The organism is Novosphingobium sp., assembly GCF_031424035.1.
In the GTDB taxonomy this organism is placed as follows: domain Bacteria; phylum Pseudomonadota; class Alphaproteobacteria; order Sphingomonadales; family Sphingomonadaceae; genus Novosphingobium.
The window spans coordinates 1-20994 of the sequence record NZ_JANPGP010000055.1 but is presented as its reverse complement, the minus strand read 5'-3'; the positions used below and the strand labels follow the sequence as shown (position 1 = coordinate 20994).

Sequence of the window (20994 nt, the reverse complement as noted above, 5' to 3'; positions counted from 1 at the left end):
ACCATGGCCGTCAATCCGCGCCTTTCCGTTGACGCGATGTGCTCGTTCCGCTGGCCGTTCGAACAGGACCTGGCCCTGTGGACCAGCCTTGGCGTCCGCCACGCCGGTCTGCTGATCTCGAAGATCTCCGATGCCCCAGCGCAGCGGATGCGGCAGTTGCAGGACGCCGGCATAGGCTGCTCGACGCTGATCGTCGGCAGCTATGATCTCTCTTCGCCAAGTTCGTGGGAAGCTACCCGCGCCAGCCACCGTGAAACAATCGATCTGGTCGCCGGCATCGGTGGTCATTCGATCTACTTCACCCCCGGGCGCACCGTACGCCTCGACTGGGACGAGGACGCAAGTCTGCTGGCTGAAGCGGTCAAACCGACAATCGCTTATGGCTTGGAGAAGGGCGTGAAGGTCGCAATCGAGCCGACGCAGCGCACCAGCGTATCCTTCATCACTAACCTCACCGATGCTGTCGACATGGCGGAGTTGAGCGGCCTGACCATCGTTGCCGACTTCGCCAATATCTGGACCCAGCGCGATCTGGGGCAGGTGTTCAAGCGGGCCATGCCGCACGTCGCTCTGATTCAGATCAACGATGTCGTCATTGGCTCTTCGGGTAAGCCGGCACCGGGCGGACGGGCGCATATCGGCAAGGGCGAATTGCCCGTGCAGCGCTTCATGCAGGACGTGATCGACGCTGGTTACACCGGCGTATTCGATCTCGAAGTGGTGCCAGCGGACTTTTCCGCCGCCACCGATGAAACAGAACTGCGGGAAGGCATTCTGGCAGCATCAGCGCTGCTTGATGCCATGGGGATTTCTTGAGCATGACCAACCGCCTGGGCATCGAAAATCTGACCCTGATGGGCATGCCGCCCATCCAGTACGTCGAACTAGCAGCCGAACTTGGCTGCGTGGGCGTATCGCTCGGCCTGATGTCGATGCCCTTCGAGCGGTTCGGCTTCAAAGACGTGAATCTCTATCCCGAATGGTCGCTGGTTGATGACCTGGCACTGCGCCGTGAGTTCAAAGCAGCGCTTGCCGACACCAGAATTGCCATTTCGCTCGGTGAAGGTTTCCGCGCCGACCCGTCTCTCGACGTGAGTGAGAAAGCGGAATGGCTGGACATTCTCGCCGACCTTGGCGGGCAACGGATCAACGCCGTCAGCATAGAAAGCAACCGTAGCCGAACGATCGACCAGTTGGGCAAACTCGCGGACATGACCATCGCGCGCGGCATGCAATTTACCGTCGAGTTCGCGCCGCCGAATGCCATCAACTCGCTTACAGACGCGATCTCGGTCGCCGCGGCTATTGGCGGCGGCAAGGCCAAGGTCCTGATCGACTCGATGCATTTTTACCGCTCTGGCAGCAGGACCGAGGAACTTGCGGCTATTGACCCCGCGCTGATCGGCTATGCACAGCTCTGTGACGCTCCTTGGGAGCCAGTCGATGGCAAGCCTTACCTGATGGAGTCAACGTTCGGTCGATCGGTGCCAGGCGAAGGCGAATTTCCCTTGCATGACTGGGTCGCAGCCCTTCCAGCGGACCTGCACATCGGCATCGAAGCACCTGCGCTGGCCGACTTAATGGAAGGCCTTTCGCCCCGTGAGCATGCGGCACGGGTAGTCTCTGCAGCAAGGGCGCTGGGAGCCTGACGCCCACACTGGTCAGAGCTTCATCTACAAATGGTCGATTACTGGAATCCTGCCAGCCGCATCAGGGTGAATGACGAAGGCGCGTTCGATGTAGCTACCGGAGGCGATTCAACAGCACCATTTTCAGGAAGATTCGAGGTTACGAAGCAGGATTGCCTGGCTCGGCCATTTCGCTTCGAAATGTGCCGCCGGCGAGAACCTGTTTGCGCCTGTGCGGGTAGTTCCATGCAGGCATAAGAACCGGCGGCGATCAGTCGCTGACATAGGGCTTCAAGTTCCAGTCGGCCGCGCCCGAAGCGCTCCATGCCGGAATACTGTTAGGCGCAATGCCGTCCTCTACCCATTGCATGAGCGGATCGAGGAAATTGACGGCCGTCGGCCCCGGTGCAATCGGCGTGCAATGCGCCATACCCGGGACCAGATAGAACCGGAGAAATTCGTTGGCCTTCGCTACACCCATCCGCTTGCGCACGGCCTCAATATAAGCGCTCGAACTGCCCGGTGGGATCGATGAATCGGCCGAACCGTGCCACACGAGCAGTTTGCCACCGCCTGAATTGAACGCGCCAAGATCCGGATCTAGCGCGTTCAATTCTCTGGCATTGAAGTTGTATCGCTTGAGGTCTGCCGGGGTATAGCCAAGTTTCCACACGTCCCTTGCCTCGGGCCTGACTGCGCCGGTCATGAAGCTGGTAAAATTGAATGCGAATTCCGCTGAACCGCGCACCTGCCGGCCCCAGCTGTATTCCGACCCCGGCGGCACGCCGTGATAGAGCAGACGACCCTTGGCATCGCTTGGTCCGGCATAGAGCGCCTGGACCAGACCAATCTGTTGCGGGGTCAGGCAAACAAGCTGACTGGTGGCCGGACAGGACAGCCGTTCGAGATTGGGGTGGCATTTGCCGGGATTGCCGATGACCTGATCAACGCGGCCATCGAGTCCATCGCACTGCCTTATTGCCTCCGCCTGGACGGCCAGCAGCTGGCTGTCATCGACCAGCTGCTGGCGATCCGGCGAAAGCAGATGCTGCACGAGCCAGCCGTGGTAGATGCTGTTGTTCATAGTCATGTTAGCGGCCGGCGCTCCGGCCACAATTCCGTCGAAATCGCGCGGGTAGCGTTGCGCCGACATCAACGCCTCCCGCCCACCATCGGAACACCCGCTGAAGTAGCTGTACTTCGGAGGCTGGCGATAAAAGGAATCAATGAGGTTGCGGGCAGCGAGTTGCACGACATGAACGCCGCGACTTCCGAAATCACGAATGCCTTGAGGGTTACCGCTCGCCCATACAGCGTCAGAATTGACTGCTGTATGGCCAAGGTCGCTGTAAACGACGGCAAATTCGCCGCGCTCGTAGGGCTGGCAGTTGGCCATGGCCCAAGCCCGGGTGCCCACCCCCCCGCAGAATCCACCACAACCTAGGAACAACATGCGCTGGCGCCAGGTCTTCAGCGGCAGCTTGATCGCGAAGCGGACTTGTGGTGCGACATAACCGGTTACCTCGCAGAACGGCGACGCAGAATTATCCCCGTTGACCTTGGCCGCAGTGATGCGAACTGGATCAGTGCCAACGGCGAAGGTCGAGCCCGACAATCCCTCACACCTGGTCACGGGCTCGACAACAGCAAGGTCCTTGGCCAGCCCTTCGGCAGGCAACCCATAGGCAAAAACCAACGCCATAATAGTTGGGTGCGCGATTTTCCGGAAAAGCCCGGCATTTGGCAGCTCTGCTTCGCTGTTCATTGTTAAAATTCCCGCACGCCCGGTTCGTTCTTCTCAATAGATTTTGGCTACCAGTTTTCAAGCTGTGCCAAGGGTAATGTCAAAGCAAATGCACCGCCATTCTCCAAATTGGTTAGCCGAGTTTCCGGCAGCCTTTCGATCTCACTTCGGGCACACCTTATTTTCCGCTTCTATCGGAAAAATTCCCGCACAAATTCAGAATTTTGACTAAGATCTCTCGGCTGCAAACCGAATGCCGGGGAGTTTGACAGCTCCCAAGGAGCAGGTCTTGTCGCGGCAGCAGGAAGTCAGTGACGAAATCCCGAGTCGTCTCGAACTCATCGCTACCGAAATGGCTGACCTTGTCTCGATAAGGCAACAACAAGTTTTTGCACGTCAGGCACTGATCGCAAACGGAGCGGCTTTGCCCGTTGATGGTGGGTTTACGGCCGGCTAAACTGGGTGAGGGATCCGGACGGCAGACCTCAGGTTGCTCGCGCCCCCATTTCCCCTGTGAATCTACGCAGGCGGCGGCGCTCGTTGCGAGCGTTCTTGGCATCTGGCTGACGACGCTCTTGGCGATATGCTCCCTACCTGAAATCCGCGGAAGCATATGTCAACTAAGAGCATGCGACGTTTGCAGCCTCAGGTCGAATTTTGATCTGTCGGTGGGTTTGTCAGACAATGCTGAACCAACCCACCGACAAACTAGCAGCTACCCGATGTGTTCCTCGCAGGGCTTCGCTGACTTTTTCTGCTCTTTAGTGCGGATTGCGTGACACGGTTTGCAGAGGCACCTGACGTTGTCGTCATCATCCGACCTGCCTTGCGCGAAAGGAATAATGTGGTCGACCTCCACGGATGGTCGAGAGATGCCTTCTTCTCGGCAGTCTCGGCACTCAGGTTCTGCGAGGATGCGTGCCTTGCGGTCAGTGACCGCCTTCCGGCCTCGTGCGCGCTTGGCAAGGCCGCGCTGAAGACGGTGGCAATCAGACGATGCTTCTAGGGCCTTACGACCCGGTTCGTCACAATTCAGCCAAGCGTCAATATCAATACGGAGATAGCGAACCGAACCTCGCATTTTCAGATAGGCAGGGCCCTGACCTTTTAAACGCCAAGCGGCGAGTGTGTTGCGGCTGAAGCGGAGCAAGGCCGCCGCCTCTTCCGGTTTGAAGAGTGTCTGGACCTCAGTCATTTGCGGTCGCCTTGTTATCTGGCGTGAGGGGATCAACACTGAAGGGCACCTGATGGTCGACCCCTTCGATCCCACCGGACAGACGATTTCCCGCCCAATCACGAACGCGACAGGGCGCGAGGCTGATGGGAGAGCGAACGTTAATCCGCCGGCTCTGGAGGAGAAGTTTATTCATGGCTGTGTTCCTATCGTTGAAGGTTCACACGCCATAAGCCTTGAACGAAACGCAGCCAGCACTAGATGAATTTTTACTCAGTAAACTTTCTCGAATTTTTGTAAGCCCCACCTCGGAAATTTAACTTATCACTACTATACCTTAGTTTTTGCCTAATTACCTAGTATCGAGCCGTTATATATATCGACACATTTATAAAGGGTCCGGGTGTGAATCGGGCGATCTCGCTGAGAACCGCTTCAACCTGCGTCCACCCGGGTCACCAGCCGAGGCGCACTTTCAAGACTTTTTCAACTTGATTGCTCCCAGTCGCCCAAGAGTAGTGCGCTCCGCTGATCTCCGTGAATTAGAGCAAAAACTCTCGCTGGGCGGAGACCAAGTTCGCCAACATAGCCGCCGTTCCTGAGGCTGAAACCAGTCTCCGAAACCGGCCATACGCTCACCTGCGTTGCGCGGCGGTTGAACGGCAGGAATTGAAGCGGGCGATCTGCGGTCTGACCGGCTCCTCTGCTGGGCTATTATTGTGCCGTTTGTCGCTTATCCCCGCGACGGTTGAGGGAAGCGCTGCGAGGCCTATCGGTTGGTTCACATTGTACCACATGTCGCGCGGCCGATATCGTGATCTTCAGCCTGCGCACCAGCGTGCTTCAGTTAAAGCGGAGCCCGAATAACCCGCGGGTTTCAGTTGCGTCTGTCAGCTTGATATCGAGCACATAAGCACCAACATCAAAGCCGTCGCGAAAGCCGTCGGTCGGCAAAGCATCCGAGTTCATGGTTAAGATGTATTGAAATCCGACCGCGGCGGCATGGTCAGCGCCTAGCTGTAGAGCCTTGGCTACCTGACGCTCATCAACGCCATCAAACAAATGGCTGTCGTGGACGAGGAAACCCGGCCCCATACCCCGGCGGGCAGTCAGTTCGGCCAGCATGAGGTCGAAGCAGAATATCTGCATGTTAGTGATGCCCTTGCTGCGCTGGGCATCGATACGAATATCGACCTGGGGACCGTTGGGCGTTGCGCTGACCGTCAGGCTCCCGGCCTTCTCGTAGAGTGCGTTGGACAGATCCTCGAATACGAGGATTGCTTCCTCGATGATGCTCTCGCGCTCATGATGATCGTCCTGAAGCGTCTTCAGGAGCCGGGCGCGTTCAATGTCGAGTTCCGCTTTCGTGCTTTCGATCTGTTCCGCTGTCGTGAGACGCTGCCTCAGCCCCTCGGCGTCCGCCTCTGCGCGACCGGCTTCCTGCTGGAGCGCCGCATAATGCTCCAGCGCGCCGCCAGATTGCAAGATACCCATGAGCTGTCGGCGGCGGCCATCAAGATTTTCGCGAGAACGGTCGCGCGTCCGGATACGATCCTCCGCTGCCTGAACCTCAGACGTCAGATGCGAGCGACGGTTCTGCACGATCGCGTGGTGGAACTCTTCCACTTCCTCGAAGCGGCGACCGACCGATCCCGGCAGCACGACACCGGCTTCTCGATAGAGGCGGTCCAGGCTGGTCGTGGCCGGCGGAAGCTCGCTGTCGATCGCCGCGCGCAGTTGCAGGATCAGTTCTAGATCAGAGGTATTGTCATCGCTGAGCATCGAAATCTCGCGCGTGATCTGCGAAGCTTCCTGCTCCATCCCGGAATATTCGGGGACGACATTGAAGGTGTCGAGCTGCTCGCGCATCCGTCTGGCGCGGGCTTCGGCGATGGTCATGCGGGTTCGGAGATCGGCCGCCGTCCCGAAATATCGGCCGAGACTGCCGTCCTTTGCCGCCTTGCGCAACTCCGCCATCGCGCGCTCGCGGGTGCGGACCTCCTGAAACTGTTGCGGCACACTCGCGTCGAGGCCCAGGAGATAGCTGATCGCTACCTGCTGATCCCAAGCCTGCTGCATCGAGGATTGCTGTGTGGGTGACACGAAACCGCCACTATTCTGCCGCCTCACGAAATAGGAAAATAGAGAGCGAAAGGTCGGCCGAAAGCGGCCGTTCGCATCGTCATCCACATCCGGGTTCAGACGGAAGAGCAGCGCGCCCAATGCCGCGCGCCAATTTTCGTTGCTGATGACCAGATCGCCGGACTTGGCTTCGAGAGACGGGGCGATCGGCCAATCGGACGTGTCGCCCTGCAATCGGATGCGGGACGGCTTGGTGCCGGAGCGAGCGACATCGACGATCGTCGATCCGATATCGACGCGGGCCTCGAAGCTGAAGCCTGCAAGCGCATCGGCACGAAAAATGCTGTCTTTGTCGGCGTTGGCGCCGAACAGGAAATGGATCAGTTCGACGAGGCTCGTTTTGCCGGCGCCGTTGCGGGACTGGCGATCGGTCGCCCCATCACTCTTGTCGGCCAGCAGAATATTCAGCCCGGGCCGGAAGACCAGACTCTTGAAGCTCGGAAGGTCGCTGGAAAGGAAGTGGATCATGACGCGGACTTCTGAACCAGGCCACGATCGAACTGCACGGCCTTCACAATGAACAACAGGTCAAGCGCGAGCACGAACCAGTCATAGTTGATCGGTGCCGACACCGCCCGATCGCTGCGTGAGGTGCGAATCTCATCCCAGAGACGCGATACGGTCATCGGCTCGCGTAGGCAGCCGAGCACGTCGGCGCCAACCGCCAAGAGCGCCCGATCGGGCCGGATATGTTTGGTCGGTAGAATCATATCAGGTCGATTCGAATCGCGTCCTCAAAGATGTCACAACGCTCAAAAAAGTAAGAAAGCACAGCGAGCACCGCGCCTTGGCGCGCTGGTTCTCCGGTCATACCTCCCGCGAACGCTTGAAGCTCGCCGAAGATATCATCCGGTGATAGCCCGACCGCCTTCAGCGCCTGATAGCGCACCCGGAACGCTTGCGCGATCTCCTCGCCGAGGTCGGGATCAGGCCAGCCGGCAAAAAAGGCTTCGACCAGTTGCTCGCGGCGGCGACCCTGGCGGAGCAGGCCGGCGGCATCCGGGGAGAGGGCATTGCGTTCTAGCTTTGCCGCTGAAGGTGCCACCAGCGATGGTTCCGCTTCCGGCTCTTGTCGCTGAATCGCTAGCAACACCGGCCGCAACGCCACGAAATCGAGCTTCTCAAGCACACGCCCCGATGGCACGGCGCCAAAGAGATCCTCGAGCTGGTGAAGTGCGAGCGACATGGCGATCAGCCGCAATTCCGCTTCGCCGCAGACCGCCAAAGCAACGTTCGGATTCGCCAAGTTAAGTTCGGCAAGTTTTTTGACCGCCTCGGCCGGGAGCCCGCGACTGTCGTTATGGACAAACATCCACCGGAGCATTTTTGTCGTCCAGTGTAGGAGCGCACCCGCGAAATCCTCATCGACCTTGGCGAGGAGTGGTTCAAGCTTCATGGCGTCGGGTGCGTAGCATTGGAACACAGTGCCATCGCTGGCCCGGAAACCATCGCATTTGAGGTCGCCCTTTGGCCCATAAGGGCGAACAGGCTGAAAATCGCCTGGAAAGGCATGCGCCATGATACGGGCGAACAGTCACAGGACAGCGTGGCGCATTATGCGACGTACTCTCGATCTTTCCTCAGACGTCTATCCGAAAACAATTCGGCATACCGTGGCAACGCTGCTGTATGCTGACGAGTCCGTTCCCGAACGCGAGATCGTCGAATTGCTCGGCCACGAAGGTCAGCTAGCCCGCACGACGCGAATTTATGCGAAATACGACCCTACTCGATTACGCAATGCCTCACGGGTACTGACCAAGCTCTGGTGCCAGGTTCACCGTTCAGCACGGAGCTATGGGGCTGACCACTTGCTGACCACGGCGGGGCAGGGCGGCAAGCTCATCGTTGTCGAAATCGGTCAACAAGGGCAGATTATCAACGCTGGAAATGGTGGGCGCGGCAGGGATTGAACCTGCGACCCCACCCGTGTGAAGGGTGTGCTCTACCACTGAGCTACGCGCCCATTTCCGCGAGGAGCAGGGCCCTTAGAGCGAGCGGCGCGAATTGACAAGACGGCTTATCGCTCTAGAGGCGCGGAGCATGAGCGAAGAAACCACTTCGGGGCCTGATGTGCCCCCCGATCACCTCGCGATCAACCCGCGCAGCCCCTTCTTCGATGCGGACAAGCTGCAGCGCGGCGTCGGCATCCGCTTCAAGGGCGTCGTGCGCACCAATGTCGAGGAATACTGCATTTCCGAAGGTTGGGTGCGGGTGCAGGCCGGCAAGACGATGGACCGCAAGGGTCAGCCGCTGACGCTGAAGCTCACCGGTCCGGTCGAGGCATGGTACGAAGATCTGGGCGAAGGCGCGCCGGTCAACAAGGTCGGCTGAGCCGCCCTACTTCATTGCCGCCGAAATGATCGCTCCGATCGGATCGGCGGCATATCGCGCGTCGATTTTCGAGGCCTTGATCCCCTTTACCGGGCCGGGCGAGACCTTTGCCATGGCGCCATCGGTCTTGCGCGGGGCGGACTGCTTTTCCGGCTTGAGCAGCATGCTGCGGCTGCCCGGCTTCTCGTTGTAGATGAAGCCTTGGACCGGCCAGGCGGTGCCGCCGATCCCCTGGATCGGGGCGAACCAGACGCGGACCTTGCTCCAGTCGTTGCCTTCCGAAACGTCGACCGCGCGCACGTCATTCTCGATCTGCCCGCGTGCGCCATTGATCAGCGACCAGTTGGCGTGGCGCAGCAGGACGGTGCGCGAATCGATGATCTGGCTGACCGCGGCGACGTGGCCTAGTTCCATGCGGCCATAGGGCTTGAACGCCATGACGGCGCCCACCTTGGGCCGGTCCCCGCGGGCATATTTGCCCGCTGCCTGACCCCACCACGTATGGGCATCGCCGTAAATCTGGATGCCCGACACCGTGCGCGCATAGGGAACGCATTGCAGCGACATGAGTTGTAAGGCCGAGATGCCGGCGGTCCCGGCGACCGCTGCTTCACCCTGCGCCTGGCTGAAAACCGGTGAGGGCAGCGCGGCAAGCGTGGCTAGTAAGAAGGGGGCAAGGCGGCGCTTCATGGCAGCGCTTTTGCGCGTGTCCGGTTAAATCAGGGCATCTACATATGGTAAACAAGCCGGTAATATTTTGCCGGGTAGAGGCACGCATTTGCCGCCACGCTTGCCTATTGGCGCACAAAAGGCCACTTGGCGCGTCATGGCGAAAGCGCAAATAATCATTATCGGACGTCCCAATGTCGGCAAATCGACGTTGTTCAACCGGCTCGTGGGCAAGAAGCTCGCGCTGGTCGATGACCAGCCGGGGGTGACGCGTGACCGCAGGTTTGGCGATGCCAACCTGCTCGGGCTTGAATTCACCATCGTTGATACGGCGGGCTGGGAGGACGAGGATCCTGACACCTTGCCCGGCCGGATGCGCGCCCAGACCGAGGTTTCGCTCCACGGTGCCGACGCGGCGATGTTCGTGTTCGACACCCGCGCAGGCCTGACCCCGCTAGATGAGGAAATCGCCCGGTGGCTCCGGCAATCGACCATTCCCGTGATTCTGGTGGGCAACAAGGCTGAGGGCCGCGCTTCCGAATCGGGCCTTCTGGAAAGCTATTCGCTGGGCTTTGGTGAGCCTGTTGCGGTGTCGGCCGAACATGGTGAAGGTTTCGCCGATTTGTTCCAGGCGCTGCTGCCCCACGTCGAAGGCAAGGAAGTTCAGGACGACGAGGACGAGGAGGGCACTGCTGGTCCGCTCAAACTCGCCATTGTCGGCCGCCCGAACGCCGGCAAGTCTACCCTGATCAACGCAATGCTGCGCGAAGACCGGTTGCTGACCGGGCCTGAGGCCGGGATCACGCGCGATTCGATCGCGGTGGACTGGGTCTGGACCGATCCCAAGACGGACGAAGTGCGCCCGGTGCGGCTGATCGATACCGCCGGCATGCGCAAAAAGGCGCGGGTGGTCGAAAAGCTCGAAAAGATGGCCGTCGCCGATGCGCGCCATGCGGTCGATTTTGCCGAGGTGGTCGTGCTACTGCTCGATGCCACCAAGGGGCTTGAACATCAGGACCTCAAGATCGCGGCCATGGCGCTTGAGGAAGGCCGCGCGCTGATCGTTGCGATCAACAAGTGGGACGTGGCGGAAGGCCCATCGGGCCTGTTCAACGGCATCCGTGCCGCGCTGGAAGAAGGTCTGAGCCAGGTTCGCGGTGTGCCGCTGCTCGCCGTTTCGGCGCGCACGGGTAAGGGGCTCGACGAGCTGATTGCCGCTGCCTTCGATCTGCGCGAAGCATGGTCGAAGCGCGTGCCGACATCGCTGCTCAACCGCTGGTTTGACGATGTTCTGGAAAAGAATCCGCCCCCCGCACCCGGCGGCAAGCGGATCAAGCTACGCTACATCACCCAGGCCAAGACGCGCCCGCCCGGCTTCGTGCTGTTCGGCACGCGGCTTGATGATCTGCCAATGAGCTATCAGCGCTACCTGATCAACGGCATCCGCCGCGATCTGGGCTTTGATGCTGTGCCGGTCCGCCTGACGCTGCGCAGCCCGAAGAACCCTTTCGCAAAAAGTTAAGACAATGCGCTGGACCATCAGGCTGAGGCGCCGATGATTATGCGTTCGTCGAGCTCATAGCTGAAGACGTTTTCGAGAATGTCTTGTTCAGCTGCGTGCCGAGGCCGCCGACTGTCGACATGATAGCAACAGCAATCAGGGCGGCGATAAGGCCGTATTCGATTGCGGTCGCACCTTCGCTTTCGCGAAGGATTTTCCCCATGAGATTCATTTCCCAGTCTCCAAAGTCAAAATTCCAGGTGTCGCCTTGCCCTCAAAGCGATGGCTGACAATACCGTTATTCGGATAGCTGATGGTAAATGGCCCAGCCGGACCAAATTAACCAATTTCAGGTTTAAGATTAGTAATTAAAGGCATAATGAAACTCACCAAGTCCACGGACGAGTTAGTTGCCGGTTTTGGCCAGATTTCGCCACAAGCGCTCGACCGGGCCTTGGCCTAACCGCGCCTGCCACCATTGGCTCCAAGTGAGCATGGCAATCCAGCCGGTGAGGACAAAGATGAAGTGCCAGCGCGTCGGTACCTGCCCGATCATGTCCATTCCCCAGCCATAGAATACCCCGGTGAACACTAGCGAGCAGCCGAGGTAATTGCTCAGAGCCATGCGGCCCACGGCTTCGATGCGCCGGGCGAGGCGGCCGCCCGACAGCCGCCTCGCAACTGCTGTCAGCAGCGCCGCATAGCCGAGGGTCATCGCCAAGTGGGGGACCGCCGCCCAGTAGACGATGATCGCGCTCATGGTCGCGGGGGCATAGGAGGAAGCCTGGGCCATTGCGGCGAGGGCGAGTGTGCCGGCCAGCCCGAAGATCAGCGTTCCGCCCGCAAGCAGCATGGTGCGCCGCCGGGGCCAGCCTCCGGTGAAGAAACCGTTGCGATACAGCACCATGCCGATCAACATCATCGGTAGTGTTTCGCCCATGCCCATCAGGGCTCCGACTATGGGAAACCGGGTCTGCTCGGTGAGTTTGTAGGCGGCCAGTTCGCTCCAGCTGCCTTTCTCGCGGCGCAGTTCGGTGTCGGCGCTGATCTGCACAGCCTTGCGTTCCTGCGCGATGCGGCTGGCCTCGGACGGCGGGGAAGCGCCCGCTGAATATCGCAGGTCGGCAAGCACGGCGTTGGTACTGCCGGCCATGCCCCCGCCGTGCCAGATGGCAAAGGCGAACAGGGCCAGCGGCAGCATGATTTTGACCGGCAGATGCCGCAACAGCAGCGCGAAAAACCCGGCAAAGGCATAGGCGAAGAGGATATCGCCCCACCACAGCACGACGAAATGCAGGTAGCCGATCACGGCCAGCCAGATCAGCCGCCTGAGCTGGGCGATATCACCGCTGCGCCCGCGCGCTTCGGCGCTTTCGACCAGCAGCACCATGCTGGCGCCGAACAGCAGGCTGAGCAGGCCGCGCATCTTGCCTTCGAACACGATGAATGTGGCCAGGAAGCTGGTCTCGTCGGCCGGGCTGGGCGCTCCGTTCCATGCCGGCGATACCGTTGCGTCCATCGGTCCGGCGAAACCGGCGATATTGACCGCAAGGATGCCGAGGATCGCAATGCCGCGGATCAGGTCGAGCGAAGCGATACGCCCGTCAGGGGCGCGGGTTGGCGGCACGTCTCCGGTCAGTTCCTCACCGGCGCGCAAGCAAGCCCGGCAGCGCTCAACGAGCGGCAGGCGGCGCGGGCGCCGTCTTCACTGTAGCCGCCGGCCTGAAGCTTGATCACCGCGCCTGCCGGCACGTTGATCCGGGCATGACCGGCCAGTTCAGGCCGTCCGCGAACCTTGACCCACAGCGCATCGGCATTGCTGCTGACACCGAATGCGCCGAGCTGGATGCGCCAGCCGCCTGCTGCTGGCGGCGGGGTTGGCTTTGCTGTGATCACGGCGGGCTTGGACGCGGCTACAGACGGTGTCGCGGCTGGACGGGGCGGAATGGTGATCGGGCGCGGTGTTGCCATGGCGACGGTGGGACGCGGTGCCAGGGGAGGGGGCGTGGCTGCAACGGGCCGGGCATAGTCGGCCCCGGCAGTTCGCGGGGTGGCACTCCCCGTCACGCGCTCGGCCTCGGCAACGGCTTCTTCGGCCGTGGGCTGGCGGCGCACCGGCGCGGCGGCGGCCACTGGCGGCGGGGAGGTCACGACACCGGCGGGATTTTTCACGCCCAGATCGTCGGCGGCGAATTGGCGATTTCGCGTGGCCTCGGCTTCAGTTGCCAATTGCTGTGCGAGACCGACCGCCTGCTGGCGCTGGGTCAGCGGGATATGGCTGTCCATCTGCTCAAGCCCGGCCTTCGCCTGCGGCAGCCCGGACTGCTGGGCGAGCGTCATCAGGGCATAGGCGCGAACCCAGTCGCGGCTGACCATGTCCCCGTTGAAATACATGATTGCCAGCAGGTACTGCGCGCGCGGATCGCCGCGTCCGCCAGCGGCCTTGACATAGGGCAGGGCTTGTCCGCGCTCACCGCGATCGAACAGCAACAAGCCATAGTTATCAGAGGCTTCGATGTGTCCCTGTGCAGCAGCTTTACCGAAATAGAACTCGGACTTCTTAAGGTCTTGCTTGACCCCTTTGCCCCACTTATAGGCCTGACCAAGGTTGAACTGCGCATCGGCATCGCCGCGCGCTGCCGGGCCTTCCCATTCCTTGACCGCAGTGGTGAAATCGCCGCGCGCCCAGGCATCGACGCCGGTCTTCACTTCGGCCATCGCCGGGCCGGCTCCGGCCAGCGTGGCGGCAAGCAATCCTGACAGCACAACTCGCAGATTCATTCGCTTACCCCGTCCACCCGTGGCCCCCGCCGGACCTAAGTCTTGCTTGTGACACAGGAAAACCCGGCTTGAAAGCCCCTGAGATGGCCGGGCGTGCCAAAGCCGCTGCGAACAATTCCATCGCCGCCATTAACTCAAAATTAGGGAGCATCTGGTTTTTTAGGGACCAATCGAATGGTCCAACGCATTCGGGGGGAATTTACTTTGCGCGTACTGGCACTGGCATCACAGAAGGGTGGATCTGGCAAGACAACCTTGTCCGGGCATCTCGCCGTGCAGGCGCAGCGCGCCGGCGCGGGTCCTGTCGTTCTGATCGACATCGATCCGCAAGGATCACTCGCCGACTGGTGGAACGAACGCGAGGCGGAATTCCCGGCCTTTGCCCAGACCACGGTTTCGCGCCTTGCCGCAGACCTTCAGGTGCTGCGCTCGCAGGGCTTCAAGCTGGCCGTCATCGATACGCCGCCGGCGATTACCATGGCGATCCAGTCGGTAATCTCGGTTGCCGAACTGATCGTCGTGCCGACTCGCCCAAGCCCGCATGACCTTCGCGCCGTGGGTGCCACGGTCGACCTGTGCGAACGCGCCGGCAAGCCGCTGCTTTTCGTGGTCAACGGCGCTACCCCCAAGGCCAAGATCACGTCGGAAGCCGCTGTTGCCTTGTCGCAGCATGGCACCGTTGCCCCGATCACCCTGCATCACCGCACCGACTATGCTGCCTCGATGATCGATGGCCGCACGGTGATGGAAGTCGATCCGATGGGCCGCTCGTCGATGGAAATCGCCGCGCTGTGGAACTATGTCTACGACCGGCTGGAAAAGAACTTTCGCCGCACGGTATTCGCTGCTCCGGCAGCTGCTCCGGGTGCGCCGATTGCTGCAGGCTATGCCCGCCCAGTTGGTGGCTTCGGTCGCCGCGTCGCAGGATCGTGACAGGACCATGGCGGTAGACACTCACAAGCCGCTGGCCTCTCTCAGCCCGACCTTGCTTGCTCGCAAGGGCGGGGCAAAGCCGGCCATGCGCCAGCATTCTGCAGCAGTGTCCATGCCCGGCGAATTCGAAGACGCTGCAATAGATCACGAGCTCGGCTGGAACGACATGGGCGAAACCATGCCGCAAGCTGAAGTCGTGCCCATCACGCGCACCGCCGATGCTCGCCGCCAGCAGCAGCGCCTGACCCGCGAATTTGCGCGCGCGGAACGCGAGCGCCAGTCGGCTTTTGCGCGCGGCCGCAAGGCTGCCTTCACGCTGCGGCTCGACGAGGAACGTCACCTGCGCCTGCGTCTGGCCTGCACCGCGCAGAACCTCAGCGCCCAGGCGGTGGTCACGCAGGCGCTCGACAAGTTTCTCGCCGACAATCCCGAATTCGACGCCATTGCCGGCCAGCTGCGCGCCAAGCGCAAATAATTTCCTAGGGGTAACTGTCATGTCTTCCCGCACTTCCAAGGCTCGTTTTACCAAGGTTGCCGGTGCCGTGCTCGCGATTGGCCTGCTCGCTGGTTGTGCTGCGCAGGGCATGACCGTGCGCAAGAATTCGGCGGATGCGGCGCGGCTTGCGCTGATGAAGGGCAATGGCGAAAAGGCCGTGACCAACGCCGAGGCTGCAGTCGCTGCCAGCCCGCGCGATGTCGCGCTGCGCGTCCTGCTTGCCCAGTCCTATTTCAAGACGGGCCGCTTCCAGTCGGCCGCGACCACCTTTGACGACGCGATGAAGCTGGGTGACAATTCCGCCCGCACCGCGCTCAGCCTGGCGCTGGCGCAGATTGGCGCTGGCCATCAGGACGCGGCGCTTGCCGTGCTCGATGATTGGCGTGGTGAGATCCCGGCAAGCGACCTTGGCCTTGCCCTCGCACTTGCCGGTGAGCCGGAACGCGGCGTCTCGGTGCTTGCCGATGCTCTGCGTGGCGGTGAGAATACGCCGAAGGTCCGCCAGAACCTTGCCTATGCCTATGCACTTGCCGGCCGCTGGAAAGAAGCACGCGTCATGGCATCGCAGGATGTCCAGGCTGACAAGCTTGATAACCGTCTGACCGACTGGGCCTCATCGGTAGCACCCGAACAGTACCAGCGCCGGGTTGCCGTGCTGCTCGGCACGCCGATGCGGAGTGATTCGGGCCAACCGGCTATGTTGGCACTGGCCAACAACCCTGCGATGGAACAGCTCGCTGCTGAAGCTACGGCCAATCCGGCGGCGCCTGTCGCTGTTGCGGTGATGATGCCGTCAGCGCCGGCAAATGCTGAACTTGCTCCGGTTGACGAAACACCGGTCGCTTCAGCGCCGCTGGCCGTAGCCGATGCTCCCGCAGCGCCGATGGAAGTCGCCGCTGGCCCGGCGCCAGTTGCACTGTCTGAAGGCACCCAGTTTATCTCGCAACCGGTGATTCAGGTCGCCGCTGCCGCGCCGCAGCCGGCACCGCGCCAACTCCGCGCAAGTATCCAGCGCGCCGTGCCTGTCACCGCCAACGGTACGCACATGGTCCAGCTTGGTTCATTCTCCAGCCACCAGGGTGCCCGCCGCGCCTGGGGTATCTATACCGCCCGCAATGCCTCGCTGTCCGGCTATCGCATGAACATCACGCCCGCCGTGGTGCATGGCAAGAACGTCTGGCGCGTTGCTGCTGCCGGCATTTCCGGCGCGGGTACGGCCAATGGCCTGTGCTCCAGCGTCAAGAAGCGTGGAGGTGCCTGCTTCGCTTATGCCGCCCCGTCGCGCGGCAAGGCCCCGGCAGCGCCGGGCCGCGAAGTCAGCGGCCCGATGATGGCTCGCAAGCGCTGATCAGCAGATTTTAACCGTCTGCGTTAAGCAGATGGAATGATCTTTCCCTTATCCAAGGGACATCGACCAACCGGAGCCCTCGCCAGTCACCTGGCGGGGGCTCTTGGTTTTTGGGTCTGGCGGAGTACGCTCAACCCGGCCCCCGCTTGCCGATAAGCTGGCTGAGCGGATTGGCTCCGCGCATTCTGGCCTGATCGGGGTTCATCACTTCATAAACCACGGCGTTTTCCAAGACCCGCTGCACGTAGTTGCGCGTCTCCGAAAGGCCGATCTTCTCGATCCAGTCGATCCATTCGATCTCACCATTGCGCGGGTCGCCATTGGCTTTCAGCCACTTGTTCACGTTGCCTGGGCCGGCATTGTAAGCGGCGATGGCCATGGGATAACTGCCGTTGAAATAGCTTACCATCCGCTGGAAGTATCCATCGCCCAGTCGCAGGTTGTAGCCGGCATCACTCATCAGCGACTGCGGGTTGTAGGGCAGCCCCATCTTGCCCGCCTGCTCGCGCGCCGTACCAGGCATCAGTTGCATCAGCCCGCGGGCGCCCGCGTGGCTGACGGCGTTCATGGCGAACTGGCTTTCCTGCCGGCTGATCGCGTGGATCATGGTCCAGTTGGACCCTTCCGGCACCGGGATTAGCGGAAAACTGGTCTTGCGGTAGATTCCGTGGCCATCGACATGGGCCGCCTGGCCAAGGATCACGCCAAGATCACGCCGGCCAATTTCGCGGGCCAGATCGGCCACTAGCACGTGATCGAGCTCGCTTTCCGCCTGATCGGCGATCTCGCGGAAAAAGCGCACGGCGGTGGGCCAGTCAGTCTCGATGGCCACTTCGCGCACCGCCTGGGTAATCGGGCGATCGTTGAAGGCATCACGCTGGGCGCGCGAGGGGACGGCGGAGGGGTTGCTCATCAGGCCTTGGATCTGCTTGCCCAACCGCTCGAGCGCCAGCATCCCGTAAAATTGGTCGGGATAGGCCCCGGCCGCCTCGAAATAGCGCTTGGCCCCGTCGCGGTCACCGGCTTGCGACAGCGACCGTCCGGCCCAGTAGAAGCCTTTGGAGCGGGTCTGCGGAGTGCGTGCAGCGGCGCCGTAACGCCAGAACAACAGCGCTGCACTGCGCGGATCGCTGAGCGTGTAGAGCGCCTTCTGTCCGCCAAGCCACATGAGCGACGTATAATCGTCGCGCAGGTCGAAAGAGAGCAGGCTGATATCGGCCTGCGGGGCAAAACCGTCGTCGATCTTTGATGCAATCCGCACGGCAGTCGCCGCATCGGCATCGCGCGCGGCGGCGAGTTGCAGTTCGACCCACTTTTCGGGATCATAGGGCAAGCGCGTCAGCGGTGCGCGGTTGGCCAGCAGCGTGGCAGCTCCCAGCCGCTCGTTCAGCCGGCGCATCTGGCGCGCGCGGTTGTAGAGCCAGCCCGGATCACTTTGCGCGCCCATAGGCGTTATCATACCAAGGCGGTCGGGATCGTTGCCTTGCAGCACGGCAAGACGGGCGGCGAACAGGTCGCGCGTGCCGGTGGAGACGAGCATCAACTGGCGTGATGCCGCATCGGTCGCGCCGGCCCAGAGCAGCGCGTCCATTCGCGCGTCTTGATCGTCGATCTTTATCTTGCCGCCAAGAACGGCAGCGATGCCGCTCTCCGCCGAGGGGCTCATCGACCCGCCGCGCCACGCGGCCAAGGCCTGCGACTGCGCCTGCGACACGCGGCCCGCAGAGGCGAGGGCGAGGGCATAGAGCGCCCGCGCCGAATTTGTCAGCGGCGGCATCCGGTCAAAATAGGCGATAACGCGCCCGGGATCGGCACCTTCGCGTTCCAGTGCCTTTTCCGCGCTGCGCCGGATCTTGCTTTCCAGCGGCAGGCCCGGATAGGCTAGCAGGAAACCCGAATAGTCGGAAAAACTGTAATTGTCGTTCTGGCTCAGCGACTTCCAACGCGCGATTGCCGCCGCCATCTGGGGCGAGCCATTGTCCCGGTGGACCGAGCGCGCGGTATCCCATTCGCCGCCTTCACCCACCATCGGCACGGCCATCGGTGCGGCCATTGGAGCCGAGGGACGTGCGGGCGCGGTCTGATCCTCGCCGCCGGGTACGTAGCCTTCGGGCAGCTTCTGCACCACCGGCACCGAAACGGATTGGGCAAATGCAGTCTGGGCCAGCGCAGGAAGGGCAAGAAGCGAGCCGATCAGCAGGGCGAGAGAGCGATGTTTCAAATTACGTGTCGTCACCATGCTGGACATTTTCGCTGTAAGCTCCTTATCAGGCCCTGAACACAAACCAGCCGCGAGGGGCTGCTTCGGGATCGGCCCGTCGCTTCCTTGGGGCAACTGACAGGAAGATGTCCATGTTTTCCGGCTCCATTCCGGCCCTGGTGACTCCTTTTCGCGATGGAGCGTTCGATGAGCGCGCCTTCCGGCAACTCGTTGAGTGGCAGATCGAGAATGGCTCGTCCGGGCTCGTCCCCTGCGGCACCACGGGTGAAGCTTCGACCCTGTCGAACGCCGAACATCACCGCGTGATCGAGGTGTGCATCGAGCAGGCCGCTGGCCGGGTGCCGATCATCGCCGGCTGCGGCAGCAACGATACGATGAACGCGCGCCTGCACCTGAATTTTTCAAAGAAGAGCGGCGCGGTGGCGGGCCTCTGCGTCGCGCCCTATTACAACCGCCCGAGCCAGGCCGGCCTGATCGCGCATTACAGCTTCCTGGCGGAAAACACCGATTTGCCGATCGTGCTCTATAACGTGCCGGGGCGCACCGTGTCCGATCTCAAGCCGGAAACGGTGATCGAACTGGTCAACCGCTATCCCAAGACCTTCGTCGGCATCAAGGACGCCAGCGGCGACCTCAGCCGCGTCACCGACCACCGCATGGGCATCCACCACGCCTTCGCGCAGCTTTCAGGCGACGACGAATTGTGGCTGCCGCACTCGGCCGCCGGCGGCAAGGGCTGCATTTCGGTGACCGCCAACGTCGCGCCAAAGCTCTGCTCCGATTTCCAGGCCGCGATTGCGGCGAATGACCTGACGCTGGCCCGCGAACTCAACGACAAGCTCTACCCGCTGCACTACGCGATGTTCGCCGATGCCAGCCCCGCGCCGTGCAAGTACGCACTCAGCCGCGTCCACGACTGGATGACCGACGACCTGCGCCTGCCGCTGGTCAAGGTGGGCGATGCGGTGAAGAAACAGGTGGATGAAGCGCTGGAGAATGCCGGGCTGGTTTGAGGGTGCTCCTCCACCACGCCTGCGGCGCGGTCCCCCTCCCCATCACTTCGCGACAGGGAGGATTGGGAGCGCTTAAAATCCTCCCTGTCGCGAAGCGATGGGGAGGTGGCATTCGCAAAGCGAATGACGGAGGGGTGAATTGCCCGTACACGACTACGTCAAGGCCCGAAGCCTGCGCGCCACAATGTCGCTCCCGGAAGTCCTGCTTTGGAATCTGTTGCGAAAGAAGCCGGGTGGCGTGAAATTTCGCCGTCAGCATCCAGTTGGCCCCTATGTGATCGATTTCTACTGCCCATCGGCAAAGCTGGGTTTCGAGATCGATGGGAGCGCCCACGACATGGGCGATCGGCCTGAAAAGGACGCCGAGCGCGATACATGGCTGGCCGGGCAGGGGATCGAGATTGTGCGCATCCCGGCAAGTGCAGTGCTGAAATCAGATGTCGAAGTTGCAGCTGCGATCTTGCGGCGGTGCGGGGGCCTAGGCTGACCCCTCCGTCAGGCGCTTTGCGCCTGCCACCTCCCCATTCGCTGCGCGAACAGGGAGGATTTATTCGATCAGGCGTTTCCTTTTGGTCCGGTCGTCCCTACATCGCCCCTACCATGGCTCGCCCGACTCCCGCCCAGTTCGACAAGAAGAAGGTCGTCGCCGAAAACCGGCGCGCGCGTTTTGAATATTTCATCGATGAAGTGTTCGAGGCGGGCATTGCCCTGACCGGCACCGAAGTAAAAAGCCTGCGCTTCGGCGAAGGCTCGATCGCTGAATCCTATGCCGAAGTGAAAAAGGGCGAGGTTTGGCTGGTCAATTCCAACGTCCCCGAATTCAGCCACGGTAACCGCCACAACCATGAACCGAAGCGACTGCGCAAACTGCTGCTGAAAGAGCGCGAAATCGCCAAGTTCACCGGTGCGGTTGAGCGCAAGGGCATGACGCTGGTCCCGCTGTCGATCTATTTCAATGGCCGCGGGCGGGCGAAAGTCGAACTGGCGCTCGCCAAGGGCAAGAACAACGC

Annotated in this window: 22 protein-coding genes and 1 tRNA gene; 12 read left to right on the top strand and 11 right to left on the bottom strand. The window is 61.5% G+C overall.

Annotation, left to right across the window (positions count from 1 at the left end):
• Positions 1-3: 3 nt before the first annotated feature.
• Both RMO89_RS08405 and RMO89_RS08400 read left to right on the top strand, forming a co-directional pair.
• Positions 4-816, top strand: a complete 813-nt coding sequence (locus RMO89_RS08405; protein ID WP_310532471.1) for a sugar phosphate isomerase/epimerase — start codon at positions 4-6, stop codon at positions 814-816.
• Between the two features lie 2 nt (positions 817-818).
• Entirely contained in the window at positions 819-1649 is an 831-nt protein-coding gene (locus RMO89_RS08400; RefSeq protein ID WP_310532470.1) for a TIM barrel protein, read from the top strand.
• A 250-nt stretch (positions 1650-1899) separates the two neighbouring features.
• On the opposite strand, the gene RMO89_RS08395 is transcribed toward RMO89_RS08400, so the two are convergent.
• Positions 1900-3330 carry a tannase/feruloyl esterase family alpha/beta hydrolase gene (locus RMO89_RS08395; protein ID WP_310532469.1) on the bottom strand — a complete coding sequence of 477 codons (1431 nt, stop codon included), beginning with the start codon at positions 3328-3330 and terminating at the stop codon, positions 1900-1902.
• Positions 3331-3661: 331 nt separating this feature from the next.
• Here RMO89_RS08395 and RMO89_RS08390 point away from each other — a divergent pair, with 331 nt between their 5' ends.
• Complete coding sequence (locus tag RMO89_RS08390) at positions 3662-3829, top strand: hypothetical protein (RefSeq protein ID WP_310532468.1); 168 nt, start codon at positions 3662-3664, stop codon at positions 3827-3829.
• A gap of 258 nt (positions 3830-4087) precedes the next feature.
• Here RMO89_RS08390 and RMO89_RS08385 read toward each other — a convergent pair whose 3' ends face one another.
• The 4 genes from RMO89_RS08385 to RMO89_RS08370 form a co-directional block, all read right to left on the bottom strand.
• Positions 4088-4567, bottom strand: a complete 480-nt coding sequence (locus RMO89_RS08385) for an HNH endonuclease (protein WP_310532467.1) — start codon at positions 4565-4567, stop codon at positions 4088-4090.
• Positions 4568-5389: 822 nt separating this feature from the next.
• Positions 5390-7156 (bottom strand): ABC-three component system protein, encoded by a 1767-nt coding sequence (locus RMO89_RS08380; RefSeq protein WP_310532465.1) that lies wholly within the window; start codon positions 7154-7156, stop codon positions 5390-5392.
• Positions 7153-7398, bottom strand: a complete 246-nt coding sequence (locus RMO89_RS08375; protein ID WP_310532464.1) for an ABC-three component system middle component 6 — start codon at positions 7396-7398, stop codon at positions 7153-7155. Before RMO89_RS08375 ends, RMO89_RS08380 begins: the two co-directional genes overlap by 4 nt.
• Positions 7395-8084, bottom strand: coding sequence for an ABC-three component system protein (locus RMO89_RS08370; protein WP_310532463.1), 690 nt, complete (start codon positions 8082-8084; stop codon positions 7395-7397). The genes RMO89_RS08375 and RMO89_RS08370 overlap by 4 nt, the downstream gene beginning before the upstream one ends.
• 217 nt (positions 8085-8301) lie before the next feature.
• Here RMO89_RS08370 and RMO89_RS08365 point away from each other — a divergent pair, with 217 nt between their 5' ends.
• A complete protein-coding gene (locus RMO89_RS08365) occupies positions 8302-8601 on the top strand; it encodes a hypothetical protein (RefSeq protein WP_310532462.1) in 300 nt (99 codons plus the stop codon).
• Here RMO89_RS08365 and RMO89_RS08360 read toward each other — a convergent pair.
• Positions 8580-8654 (bottom strand) — tRNA-Val (locus RMO89_RS08360). The genes RMO89_RS08365 and RMO89_RS08360 overlap by 22 nt on opposite strands.
• A gap of 77 nt (positions 8655-8731) precedes the next feature.
• Between RMO89_RS08360 and RMO89_RS08355 the strand changes: the two genes are divergently transcribed.
• Positions 8732-9022: a DUF3297 family protein gene (locus RMO89_RS08355; protein ID WP_310532461.1), complete on the top strand. Its 291-nt coding sequence runs from the start codon at positions 8732-8734 to the stop codon at positions 9020-9022.
• Between the two features lie 6 nt (positions 9023-9028).
• Here the strand turns inward: RMO89_RS08355 and RMO89_RS08350 are convergent, their stop codons facing one another.
• The gene (locus RMO89_RS08350; RefSeq protein ID WP_409035525.1) at positions 9029-9712 is read right to left on the bottom strand and encodes a CHAP domain-containing protein; all 684 of its coding nucleotides are present in this window, start codon (positions 9710-9712) and stop codon (positions 9029-9031) included.
• A gap of 136 nt (positions 9713-9848) precedes the next feature.
• On the opposite strand from RMO89_RS08350, the gene der reads away from it, so the two are divergent.
• Positions 9849-11213: a ribosome biogenesis GTPase Der gene (der, locus tag RMO89_RS08345; protein WP_310532459.1), complete on the top strand. Its 1365-nt coding sequence runs from the start codon at positions 9849-9851 to the stop codon at positions 11211-11213.
• Between the two features lie 37 nt (positions 11214-11250).
• Here der and RMO89_RS08340 read toward each other — a convergent pair whose 3' ends face one another.
• The 3 genes from RMO89_RS08340 to RMO89_RS08330 all read right to left on the bottom strand — a co-directional run bounded on the left by RMO89_RS08340 (position 11251) and on the right by RMO89_RS08330 (position 13973).
• Complete coding sequence (locus RMO89_RS08340; RefSeq protein WP_310532458.1) at positions 11251-11424, bottom strand: Flp family type IVb pilin; 174 nt, start codon at positions 11422-11424, stop codon at positions 11251-11253.
• Between the two features lie 174 nt (positions 11425-11598).
• Positions 11599-12849 (bottom strand): DUF418 domain-containing protein, encoded by a 1251-nt coding sequence (locus RMO89_RS08335; protein WP_310532456.1) that lies wholly within the window; start codon positions 12847-12849, stop codon positions 11599-11601.
• On the bottom strand, positions 12828-13973 hold the full coding sequence (locus tag RMO89_RS08330) for an SPOR domain-containing protein (protein WP_310532455.1): 1146 nt from the start codon (positions 13971-13973) through the stop codon (positions 12828-12830). Before RMO89_RS08330 ends, RMO89_RS08335 begins: the two co-directional genes overlap by 22 nt.
• A gap of 204 nt (positions 13974-14177) precedes the next feature.
• Between RMO89_RS08330 and RMO89_RS08325 the strand changes: the two genes are divergently transcribed.
• Genes RMO89_RS08325 through RMO89_RS08315 form a run of 3 tightly spaced genes read left to right on the top strand, consistent with a single transcriptional unit; the run spans position 14178 to position 16750 of the window.
• Positions 14178-14906 (top strand): ParA family protein, encoded by a 729-nt coding sequence (locus RMO89_RS08325; protein WP_310532504.1) that lies wholly within the window; start codon positions 14178-14180, stop codon positions 14904-14906.
• 7 nt (positions 14907-14913) lie between these two features.
• Positions 14914-15381: a plasmid partition protein ParG gene (locus tag RMO89_RS08320; RefSeq protein ID WP_310532453.1), complete on the top strand. Its 468-nt coding sequence runs from the start codon at positions 14914-14916 to the stop codon at positions 15379-15381.
• Between the two features lie 19 nt (positions 15382-15400).
• On the top strand, positions 15401-16750 hold the full coding sequence (locus RMO89_RS08315; RefSeq protein WP_310532452.1) for a tetratricopeptide repeat protein: 1350 nt from the start codon (positions 15401-15403) through the stop codon (positions 16748-16750).
• Between the two features lie 130 nt (positions 16751-16880).
• On the opposite strand, the gene RMO89_RS08310 is transcribed toward RMO89_RS08315, so the two are convergent.
• Positions 16881-18989 carry a transglycosylase SLT domain-containing protein gene (locus tag RMO89_RS08310; protein ID WP_409035528.1) on the bottom strand — a complete coding sequence of 703 codons (2109 nt, stop codon included), beginning with the start codon at positions 18987-18989 and terminating at the stop codon, positions 16881-16883.
• A gap of 113 nt (positions 18990-19102) precedes the next feature.
• Here RMO89_RS08310 and dapA point away from each other — a divergent pair, with 113 nt between their 5' ends.
• The 3 genes from dapA to smpB all read left to right on the top strand — a co-directional run.
• The gene (gene dapA, locus RMO89_RS08305; protein WP_310532448.1) at positions 19103-19984 is read left to right on the top strand and encodes a 4-hydroxy-tetrahydrodipicolinate synthase; all 882 of its coding nucleotides are present in this window, start codon (positions 19103-19105) and stop codon (positions 19982-19984) included.
• A gap of 184 nt (positions 19985-20168) precedes the next feature.
• Positions 20169-20471 carry an endonuclease domain-containing protein gene (locus RMO89_RS08300; protein WP_310532503.1) on the top strand — a complete coding sequence of 101 codons (303 nt, stop codon included), beginning with the start codon at positions 20169-20171 and terminating at the stop codon, positions 20469-20471.
• Between the two features lie 113 nt (positions 20472-20584).
• A partial coding sequence (gene smpB, locus RMO89_RS08295) for an SsrA-binding protein SmpB (protein WP_310532447.1) occupies positions 20585-20994 on the top strand: 410 nt, incomplete at its 3' end.

Bases quoted from the DNA above. Each gene is read 5' to 3' on its own strand.
- RMO89_RS08310 (WP_409035528.1), bottom strand. From the start codon at position 18,989: ATGGTGACGACACGTAATTTGAAACATCGCTCTCTCGCCCTGCTGATC.
- RMO89_RS08395 (WP_310532469.1), bottom strand. From the start codon at position 3,330: ATGGCGTTGGTTTTTGCCTATGGGTTGCCTGCCGAAGGGCTGGCCAAG.
- RMO89_RS08315 (WP_310532452.1), top strand. From the start codon at position 15,401: ATGTCTTCCCGCACTTCCAAGGCTCGTTTTACCAAGGTTGCCGGTGCC.
- dapA (WP_310532448.1), top strand. From the start codon at position 19,103: ATGTTTTCCGGCTCCATTCCGGCCCTGGTGACTCCTTTTCGCGATGGA.
- RMO89_RS08355 (WP_310532461.1), top strand. From the start codon at position 8,732: ATGAGCGAAGAAACCACTTCGGGGCCTGATGTGCCCCCCGATCACCTC.
- RMO89_RS08405 (WP_310532471.1), top strand. From the start codon at position 4: ATGGCCGTCAATCCGCGCCTTTCCGTTGACGCGATGTGCTCGTTCCGC.
- der (WP_310532459.1), top strand. From the start codon at position 9,849: ATGGCGAAAGCGCAAATAATCATTATCGGACGTCCCAATGTCGGCAAA.
- RMO89_RS08330 (WP_310532455.1), bottom strand. From the start codon at position 13,973: ATGAATCTGCGAGTTGTGCTGTCAGGATTGCTTGCCGCCACGCTGGCC.
- RMO89_RS08400 (WP_310532470.1), top strand. From the start codon at position 819: ATGACCAACCGCCTGGGCATCGAAAATCTGACCCTGATGGGCATGCCG.
- RMO89_RS08370 (WP_310532463.1), bottom strand. From the start codon at position 8,084: ATGAAGCTTGAACCACTCCTCGCCAAGGTCGATGAGGATTTCGCGGGT.
- RMO89_RS08375 (WP_310532464.1), bottom strand. From the start codon at position 7,398: ATGATTCTACCGACCAAACATATCCGGCCCGATCGGGCGCTCTTGGCG.
- RMO89_RS08300 (WP_310532503.1), top strand. From the start codon at position 20,169: ATGTCGCTCCCGGAAGTCCTGCTTTGGAATCTGTTGCGAAAGAAGCCG.
- RMO89_RS08385 (WP_310532467.1), bottom strand. From the start codon at position 4,567: ATGACTGAGGTCCAGACACTCTTCAAACCGGAAGAGGCGGCGGCCTTG.
- RMO89_RS08340 (WP_310532458.1), bottom strand. From the start codon at position 11,424: ATGAATCTCATGGGGAAAATCCTTCGCGAAAGCGAAGGTGCGACCGCA.
- RMO89_RS08380 (WP_310532465.1), bottom strand. From the start codon at position 7,156: ATGATCCACTTCCTTTCCAGCGACCTTCCGAGCTTCAAGAGTCTGGTC.
- RMO89_RS08320 (WP_310532453.1), top strand. From the start codon at position 14,914: ATGGCGGTAGACACTCACAAGCCGCTGGCCTCTCTCAGCCCGACCTTG.
- RMO89_RS08350 (WP_409035525.1), bottom strand. From the start codon at position 9,712: ATGAAGCGCCGCCTTGCCCCCTTCTTACTAGCCACGCTTGCCGCGCTG.